4 protein-coding genes are annotated in these 9,277 nt (G+C 73.5%); 3 read left to right on the top strand and 1 reads right to left on the bottom strand.

From position 1 onward, the window contains the following. Nucleotides 1-19: 19 nt before the first annotated feature. Nucleotides 20-1,591 (top strand): bifunctional 3-(3-hydroxy-phenyl)propionate/3-hydroxycinnamic acid hydroxylase MhpA, encoded by a 1,572-nt coding sequence (gene mhpA, locus GA0070610_RS16070; protein WP_089000793.1) that lies wholly within the window; start codon nt 20-22, stop codon nt 1,589-1,591. A gap of 29 nt (nt 1,592-1,620) precedes the next feature. Then, on the top strand, nt 1,621-2,508 hold the full coding sequence (locus tag GA0070610_RS16065) for a class I SAM-dependent methyltransferase (RefSeq protein ID WP_089000792.1): 888 nt from the start codon (nt 1,621-1,623) through the stop codon (nt 2,506-2,508). Between the two features lie 71 nt (nt 2,509-2,579). Here GA0070610_RS16065 and GA0070610_RS16060 read toward each other — a convergent pair whose 3' ends face one another. Beyond that, nucleotides 2,580-3,341 (bottom strand): thioesterase II family protein, encoded by a 762-nt coding sequence (locus GA0070610_RS16060; protein WP_089000791.1) that lies wholly within the window; start codon nt 3,339-3,341, stop codon nt 2,580-2,582. A 284-nt stretch (nt 3,342-3,625) separates the two neighbouring features. Here GA0070610_RS16060 and GA0070610_RS16055 point away from each other — a divergent pair, with 284 nt between their 5' ends. Then, nucleotides 3,626-9,241 (top strand): type I polyketide synthase, encoded by a 5,616-nt coding sequence (locus GA0070610_RS16055; protein WP_089000790.1) that lies wholly within the window; start codon nt 3,626-3,628, stop codon nt 9,239-9,241. Nucleotides 9,242-9,277 lie beyond the last annotated feature (36 nt).

Genomic DNA, 9,277 nt, shown 5'->3' with positions numbered 1-9,277 from the left:
CTGCGAGGAACCGATACCGATGCTGATGACCGACGTCCTGATCGTGGGCTACGGCCCCGTCGGTGAGATGCTCACGATCCTGCTGGCGCAGCGAGGGCTCACCGTCACGGCGGTCGAGCGCTGGGCCACCCCGTACAACTTCCCGCGTGCCGTGTCGTACGACGGGGAGGCGAGCCGCATCCTGGCCGCCGCCGGGGTCGCCGACCGGCTCGGCCCGGTGGTGGAGTCGTCGGGCGAGTACACCTTCAAGAACGGCTTCGGCCGGACCCTGCTGCACGTCAAGGTGACCGGCGACGGCCCGATGGGCTGGCCCGACTCGGTCTCCTTCTACCAGCCGGGACTGGAGGCGTTGCTCGCCGAGCGGGGAGCGGAACTGCCGGGCGTCACGGTGCTGCGCCCGTACCAGGTGACCGGCCTGGTCGAGCACGACGACCGGGTCGAGGTCACCATCGCCGGACCGGACGGCGAGGAGGTCCGCGCGGCCCGCTGGGTCGTCGGCTGCGACGGGGCCAACAGCTTCGTCCGGGAGCACCTGGGCGGCGGCGTCACCGACCTCGGCTTCACGTACGACTGGCTGGTCTGCGACGTCGTGCCGCACGAGGCCCGCGAGTTCAAGCCGAACAACCTCCAGGTCTGCGACCCGGCGCGCCCCCGCACGGCCGTGTCGGCCGGTCCCGGGCACCGGCGGTGGGAGTTCATGCGGGTGCCGGGGGAGAGCCGGGAGGAGTTCGAGAGCGTCGAGAGCGTGTGGCGGCTGCTCGGCCTCTTCGACATCACGCCCGACAACGCGACCCTGGAGCGGTACGGCGTCTACACCACCCAGGCGTGCTCGGCCGGGCGCTGGCGCTCCGGGCGGATCCTCATCGCCGGCGACGCGGCGCACGTGATGCCGCCGTTCATGGGGCAGGGGATGAGTTCCGGCTTCCGCGACGCCCTCAACCTCGCCTGGAAGCTCGACCTGGTGCACCGCGGCCTGGCCGACGAGGCCCTGCTGGACACCTACCAGGAGGAGCGCTGCGCGCACGTGCAGCACGCCATCCGGATGTCCATGGACTCGGGCACGGTCATCTGCGAGACGGACCGCGCCGCCGCGGCCGGCCGGGACGCCGCCATGCTCGCCGAGCTGCGCCGGCGTACCGCCCGCCCGCGCACCCGTTCCCTGCTGGAGCCCCTTGCCGGCGGGGTGCTGCACGGCCGCACCGACGAGGCCGCCGGCGCCGGAGTGCCGATGCCGCAGGGACGCGTCGAGGTCGACGGCCGCACCGGGCTCTTCGACGAGGTCGTCGGCACCGGCTTCGTCCTGCTCTGCGCCGAGGACCCCGACGGCCTGCTCGACGCGGACGCCCGGGCCGTACTGGACTCGCTCGGCGCCCGGGTCGTCCGGGTCGTTCCCGCCGGTGCGCCCGCCACCGGGCCCGGCGCCGCGCCGACCGCCTTCGACCTCGACGACGTGTACCTGCCCCACCTCAAGCGGTACGACGCCGTGGCGGTGCTCGTCCGGCCCGACTTCTACGTCTTCGGCACGGCCGCCGACCCGGCCGGTGTGCCCGCGCTCGTCGAGGACCTGCGCCAGCAGGTCCGGCGCGGCTGATCGGCATCCATCCACCGGAAGGAACCCACATGTTCGAGAACCTGAAGATCGCCGGCCGGGCGATCCGCACGGTCTTCACCGCCGACCCCATCACCCGGGTCCGGCGCTTCTACGAGATCCAGTCGCCCGACGTCGAGTTCGCCGCCCGCCGCACCCACTACATGAACGTGGGCTACTGGTCCGAGGGGGTCACCGACCTCGACACGGCCGCCGAGGCGCTGGCCGACAAGCTGGCCGACGCCGCCGGGTTCAAGCCCGACGACACCGTCCTCGACGTCGGCTTCGGCTACGCCGACCAGGACTTCAAGTGGCTGCGCGAACGCCAGGTCGCCAAGGTGTACGGCCTGAACATCACCCCGCACCACGTCGAGGCGGCGCAGCGCCGGGCGCAGGAGGAGGGCCTCGCCGACCGGACCGACTTCCGGCTGGGCAGCGCCACCGAGCTGCCCTTCGAGGACAACACCTTCGACCGGGTCGTCGCCCTCGAGTCGGCCTTCCACTTCTACCCGCGTAGCGCGTTCTTCGCCGAGGCGCTGCGGGTGCTGCGCCCGGGCGGCGTACTGGCCACGGCCGACATCATCCCGGTCAGCGGCGACGTCGTCCGCGCGGCCATCCAGTCCGGCCCGCTGAGCTTCGTCAAGTTCAGCATCCCCAAGGAGAACTGGCACGACCGGGACACGTACCGGCAGGAACTCGTCGAGGCCGGCTTCGCCAACCCGGAGGTGCACTCGATCAAGGACCGCACCTGGGAGGGCTGGCGGGCGTACATGGCCGGACGGACCGAGGACCCGGAGTTCCGCGCCGTCGTCAAGCCCGCCGTCCGCAAGAGCATGGCCGCGCACTGGAAGAACCAGGACCTCATGAAGCGCGAGCTGGCGCAGCTCGACTACGTGATCGCGGTCGGCCACAAGCGGTGACGCCCCCGAACAGCCGAGGGGCCCGCCGACCGGTCGTGACACCGGTGGACGGGCCCCTCGGCCGTTCGGATTCAGACCGCCGGCGCGGTGCTCAGGGCCGTCGAGATGGCCCGCAGGACCGCCGGCTGGTGCTCGGCCAGGAAGAAGTGCCCGCCCGGGTAGACCTTCAGGTCGAACGGTCCCGTGGTGTGGGTCGACCAGGCCCGGGCCTCCTCGACCGTCGTCTTCGGGTCGTCGTCGCCGGTGAAGACGGTGATCGGGCAGCTCAGCGGCGGACCCGGCTGGTAGGTGTAGGTCTCCGCGGCCCGGTAGTCGCTGCGGATCGCCGGCAACGCGGCCCGCAGCATCTCCGGGTCCCCGAGGATGGCGGAGTTGGTGCCGCTCAGCTTCCGTACGTCGGCCAGCAGGCCCTCGTCGTCGAGCTGGTGCACCGTCTCGTGCCGCGACTGGGACGGCGCGCGACGCCCGGACGCGAACAGGTGCGCGGCCGAACCGCCGTCCTGCTCGATCAGCCGGGCGAGCTCGAAGCCGACGCTGGCCCCCATGCTGTGCCCGAAGATGGCCACCGGCTCGTCCATCCACGGCCGCAGCACGGTGAACACCTCACGCGCGAGCTGGTGGATGTCACCGATGCACTTCTCGTGGCGGCGGTCCTGCCGGCCCGGGTACTGGATCGACAGCACCTCGACGCCGGGGGAGAGGCTGCGGGAGACGGGAAAGTAGAAGCTGGCCGAGCCGCCGGCGTGCGGCAGGCACACCAACCGCCGGGCGCCGCCCGGAGCCGGGTGGAAACGTCGCACCCACAATCCGTTGTCGGTATCTGGCGTGGTCATCCTCTGGCGGTCCTTCCGGCGGCTGCGGTTCCGACCGGATCGGCGCGGACCCGGTCGAGGCGACGCTAGTGCGACGGGTCGGGACCGGACACCCCTAGCTGGTCGGTTGCCTGGTTAGGGGTTGTCCGCGCTCGCGCAGACCCAATAACTTCTCCCCGCAGATGGGGATCTGCGTGGCTCTCGGCCGAGCGAGCCGAACGACAGATACAGGTGTCGCCTGAGACTTCTGCGCATTCGTACCGTCGCTTACGTCGAGTCTCCGCCGTGAATCGCGATGGGCTGGGTTGATGGACACCGAAGAGAAGCTCCGGGAGTACCTGAAGAGAGTCACCGCCGACCTGCGGCGGACCCGGCAACGGCTCCGGGACGTCGAGGCCGAGGCTCAGCAGCCGATCGCGATCGTCGGTACGGGCTGCCGGTTCCCGGGCGGGGTACGCACGGCCGAGGAGCTGTGGGACCTCGTCGCGGCCGGCGGCGACGCCATCGCCTCCTTCCCCACCGACCGTGGCTGGGACCTGGACGCGCTCTACGACCCGGAGCGCTCCCGACCGGGCACCTCCTCCGTCCGCGAGGGCGGCTTCGTGCCCGACGCCGCCGAGTTCGACCCCCGACTGTTCGGGGTCTCGCCGCGTGAGGCCCTCGCCATGGACCCGCAGCAGCGGCTGCTGCTGGAAACCTCGTGGGAGGCCGTCGAGTCGGCGGGCATCGACCCCACCAGCCTGAAGGGCGCCCGGGTCGGGGTCTTCGCCGGCATGACCCACAGCGGGTACGCCCATCCGCCGGAGACCCCGCCGGCGGGCGTGGAGGACTACCTGGGTCTCGGCAACGCGGGCAGCATCGCCTCGGGCCGCGTGGCGTACTCGTTCGGGTTCGAGGGGCCGGCGGTGACGGTGGACACGGCGTGTTCGTCGTCGCTGGTGGCGCTGCACCTGGCGGTGCAGGCGCTGCGGTCCGGCGAGTGCGATCTCGCGCTGGCCGGCGGCGTGACGGTGATGCCCACCCCGGCGGTGTTCGTCGACTTCACCCGGCAGGGCAACCTGTCCCCGGTGGCCCGCTGCCGGGCGTTCGCCGACGCGGCGGACGGCACGGCGCTCGCCGAGGGCGTCGGGATGCTGCTGGTGCAACGGCTGTCGGACGCGCAGCGTGACGGCCGTCGGGTCCTGGCGGTGGTGCGGGGCACGGCGGTGAACCAGGATGGTGCGTCGAACGGGTTGACGGCGCCGAACGGTCCGTCGCAGCAGCGGGTGATCCGGCAGGCCCTCGCGAATGCCGGGTTGGGTGTCGCCGACGTGGACGTGGTGGAGGCGCACGGCACGGGCACGACGCTGGGTGACCCGATCGAGGCGCAGGCCCTGTTGGCGACGTACGGGCAGGACCGCGACGTGCCGTTGCTGCTCGGGTCGGTGAAGTCGAACATCGGTCACCCGCAGGCGGCTGCCGGGGTGGCCGGGATCATCAAGATGGTCCTGGCGATGCGGCACGGGGTGGTGCCGGCGACCCTGCACGTGGACGCGCCGTCGTCGCATGTGGACTGGTCGTCGGGTGCCGTGGAGTTGGTGACGCAGACGCGCGAGTGGCCGGCGGTGGAGCGTCCCCGGCGGGCGGGCGTGTCGTCGTTCGGCATCTCGGGGACCAACGCGCACGTGATCCTGGAGCAGCCGGAGGCAGCGCCGGAGCTCGAGGGCGGGGCGACGCCGGAGCAGGTGGCTGCGGTGGCGGAGTCCGTGGCCACCACGGGCGCGGAGTCGCGGGGCGAGCCCTGCCGGACCGAGTCGGCAGACGCGGCGGGTACGCCGGTCCCGTGGGTGGTGTCGGGCCGTTCGGAGCGTGCTCTGGTGGGTCAGGCCGGGCGGTTGGCGTCGTTCGTGCGTGGTCGTGGTCTGTCGCCGGTGGATGTGTCGTGGTCGTTGGTGACGTCGCGGGCGGCGTTGGAGCATCGTGCGGTGGTGTGGGGTTCGTCGGTGGACGAGCTGGTGGCTGGTCTGTCGGCGGTGTCCGAGGGTCGGTTGTCGGGTGTGGTGTCGGCGGGTCGTCGGGCGGTGTTGTTCACGGGTCAGGGTTCGCAGCGCGCGGGTATGGGTCGGGAGTTGTATGACGCGTTCCCGGTGTTCGCGTCGTCCTTCGACGCGGTGTGCGCCCAGTTCGATGGCCTGTTGCCGCGTCCACTGCGGGAGGTGGTGTTCGCCGAGGCGGGCAGTGCCGACGCCGCTCTGGTGGATCAGACGGTCTTCGCGCAGGCGGGTTTGTTTGCGGTGGAGGTGGCGTTGTGGGAGCTGCTCGCCTCCTGGGGTGTGCGGGCGGATTTCCTGGCGGGTCATTCGATCGGTGAGGTGACGGCCGCGTATGTGGCGGGGATGTTGTCTCTCGCTGATGCGTGTGTTTTGGTGGCGGCGCGGGGTCGTCTGATGCAGGCGTTGCCGGCTGGTGGTGTGATGGCGGCGGTGGGTGCGTCGGAGGAGGCTGTCGCTGAGCTGATCGGTGTGACCGGTGCGGCGGTGGACGTGGCGGCGGTGAACGGCCCGGCGTCGGTGGTGGTGTCGGGTGCCGCCGACGAGGTTGCGGTGGTGGTGGGGACTTCTCGCGAGCGGGGTTGGCGGGTCAAGGAACTCTCGGTCAGTCACGCGTTCCACTCCCGGCTCATGGAGCCGATGTTGGATGAGTTCGCGTCGGTGGTGGCGGGGCTGGACTGGCGGGTGCCGCGGGTGCCGATCGTGTCGAACGTGACCGGCGCGGTGGCGGATTCGGGGGAGATCACCGACCCCGCCTACTGGGTGCGGCACGTGCGGCAGCCCGTGCGCTTCGCCGACGCCGTACGCACCCTGCACCAGCAGGACGTGACGCACTTCCTGGAGGTCGGCCCCGACGCCGTGCTCACCGCGATGGCGCAGGACTGCGTCGAGGAGACCGGCGACGTCCGGTTCACCGCCACGCTGCGCGCCGGCCACCCCGAGGCCGACACCCTGCGCACCGCCCTCGCCGAGCGGTACGTCACCGGCGGCCACGTCGACTGGGCCGGATACCTCACCGCTGCCGGCGCGCGCCCCCGCACCGTCGCCCTGCCCACGTACGCCTTCGACCACCAGCGCTACTGGCTCAACGCCACCACCGGCGACGCGGGCGCGCCCGGGCTGGGCGTCCGCCCCGTCGACCACGCGCTGCTCGGCGCCGCCGTACGCGTGGCCGACGACGACGTACGGGTCTTCGGCACCGAACTCTCCGTGCGTACGCACCCGTGGCTCGCCGAGCACGTCGTCTGGGACTCGGTCGTGGTACCCGGCGCCGCCCTGGTCGAGATGGTCCTGCACGCGGGTGCGCAGGTCGGCTGCGACACCCTCGACGAGCTGACCCTCCAGGCGCCGCTGGCGCTCGCCGAGCAGGGCGCCCGAGCGGTGCAGGTGAAGCTGGGCACGGCGGACGAGGAGGGTCGCCGGCCCGTCACCATCCACTCCCGGGCCGCCGCCGACCCGGACGCCGAGTGGGACCGCCACGCGGTGGGCGTCCTCTCACCCGCCGTACCGCAGCCCGACGGGTCCGACCCGTCGCCGTGGCCGCCCACCGCCGCCGCCGCCGTCGCGGTCGACGGGATCTACACCGAGCTGTCCCGCCTGGGCGTCGAGTACGGCCCGCTCTTCCGTGGCCTGCGCGCCGTCTGGCGTACCGACGACGAGGTGTGCGCCGAGGTGGCGGTGCCCGACGGCGCCGAGGTCACCGGCTTCGGCATCCACCCCGCGCTGCTGGACGCGGCCCTGCACGTCGTCGGCCTGCTCGACGAGGGCGGGGAAGCCTCCGGCGTACGCCTGCCCTTCGCCTGGACCGGCGTCACCCTCGCGGCGGTCGGCGCGACGGCACTGCGGGTCCGCGCCCGGCGCAGCGGTGGCGGGGTCACCCTGACCCTGACCGACCCGGCCGGCACCCCCGTCGCCCGCATCGCCTCCCTGGTCTCCCGCCCCGTGACCGCCGACCAGGTACGCGGCGCCGGCGCGGCCGTCGACGCGCTGTACGACGTCGTCTGGCAGAGCGTGCCGCCGGGCGCCCCGGCGACCGGCCGCGCGGTGCTCCTCGGCGACGCCCCGTCCGACCTGTCCGGGCTCCCCAGCTACGGGCTCACCGCGCTGGCCGAGGCGGTCGACGTCGGCCTGCTCGACGAGGAGTTGGTGCTGCTCGCCGCGTACGCCGACGAGGAGCGCGCCCCGGTCCCCGCCGCGACCCGCGCCCGGCTCGCCGCCGTGCTGACCGCCGTGCAGGGCTGGCTCGCCGACGACCGGCTGGCGCAGCGGCGGCTGGTCGTGCTGACCCGCGGGGCCGTGCCCGCCGGCGACACCGGCCGCGCGGTAGACCTGCCCGGCGCGGCGGTCTGGGGTCTGCTGCGCTCGGCCCAGGCCGAGCACCCCGACCGTCTCGTCCTCGTGGACCTCGACGAGGCGGGGCGACCACAGGCCGACACGGTGGACCTGGTGGCCCGGGCGGTCGCCACCGGCGAACCCCAGCTCGCGGTCCGTGCCGACGCGGTGCTGGCGCCCCGGCTCACGCCCGCCGCCCTCGACGCGGCGCTGGGCGCCGACCTCGACCCCGACGGGACGGTCCTCGTCACCGGGGCCACGGGCGCCCTGGGCGGCCTGCTGGCCCGGCACCTGGTCACCGCGCACAAGGTGCGCCACCTGCTGCTGGTCAGCCGGCGCGGGGCGGACGCCCCGGGCGGGGCGGAACTGCTGACCGAGCTGGCCAGGCTGGGCGCGAACGCCCGGCTGGTGGCCGGCGACGTGGCGGACCGGGACCTCCTGGCCGCGCTGCTGGCCGCGATCCCGGCCGAACACCCGCTCACCGGCGTGGTCCACGCCGCCGGCGTCCTCGACGACGCGGTGGTCTCGGCGCTGACCCCGGAGCGGATGTCCGCCGTGCTGTCCGCCAAGGCCGACGCGGCCTGGCACCTGCACGAGCTGACCCACGGACGGAACCTGTCGGCGTTCGTCCTCTTCTCGTCGGTCGCCGGCGTGCTCGGCGGCCCCGGGCAGGGCAACTACGCCGCCGCGAACGCGTTCCTGGACGGCCTCGCCCACCACCGGCACGCCGCGGGCCTCGCCGCGACCTCCCTGTCCTGGGGCCTCTGGGCCGCCGACAGCGGGATGACCGGCGCCCTCGACGCCGCCCAGCGGCAACGGATGAGCCGCAACGGCCTCAGCCCCCTCGACACCGACCAGGCCCTGCGCCTCTTCGACGCCAGCCTGCGCGGCGGACACCCCCACCTGGTGCCGGCACTGCTCGACCCCGCCGCGCTGCGCCGGCAGGCCGACGCCGGCCAGCTCCCGGCGCCACTGCGCGGCCTCGTCCGGGCCCGGCGACGCGTCCTCGCCGGCGGCGACGGCGGGCCGTCCTTCGCGCAACGCCTTGCGGCCACGCCCGAGGCCGAGCGCGGCCGGCTGGTGGAGGACCTGGTCAAGGCGCAGGTCATCGAGGTGCTTGGCTACCCGCCGGCCACCGTCGTGCCGTCCGGGCAGACGTTCACCGGACTCGGCTTCGACTCGCTGACCGCCGTGGAGCTGCGCAACCGGCTGACCACCCTCACCGGGATCCGGCTGCCGGCGAGCCTCATCTTCGACTGCCCCACGCCCGCCGCCCTCGCCGACTTCCTGCTGGTCGACGCCGCCCCGCCGGCACCCGAAGCGGGCCTGCTGGCCGAGCTGGACCGGCTGGAGGCCGCGTTCGCCGCGACCGGGCCGGAGGAACTGGAACGACTGGCCGGCGACGACGAGACGCGGACGGCCGTGGCGGTCCGCCTCCGGGCGCTGGTCACCAGGTGGAGCGACGCCACCGACCGGCCGGCCGACGTCAGCCAGGCCCTCGACGAGGCCTCGGACGACGAGCTGTTCGACTTCATCGACCAGAAGTTCGGCCGATCCTGACCACGAGTCCGCCGCTTGCCCCTTAGCGACAGGTGA

The organism is Micromonospora echinofusca (assembly GCF_900091445.1).
GTDB classification, from domain to species: Bacteria; Actinomycetota; Actinomycetes; order Mycobacteriales; family Micromonosporaceae; genus Micromonospora; species Micromonospora echinofusca.
Note: the sequence above shows the minus strand (reverse complement) of the source record. Positions and strands in the feature narration are given on the sequence as shown.

Excerpts from the sequence above, each read along its gene's own strand:
- GA0070610_RS16065 (WP_089000792.1), top strand. The coding sequence starts at position 1,621 with ATGTTCGAGAACCTGAAGATCGCCGGCCGGGCGATCCGCACGGTCTTC.
- mhpA (WP_089000793.1), top strand. The coding sequence starts at position 20 with ATGCTGATGACCGACGTCCTGATCGTGGGCTACGGCCCCGTCGGTGAG.
- GA0070610_RS16060 (WP_089000791.1), bottom strand. The coding sequence starts at position 3,341 with ATGACCACGCCAGATACCGACAACGGATTGTGGGTGCGACGTTTCCAC.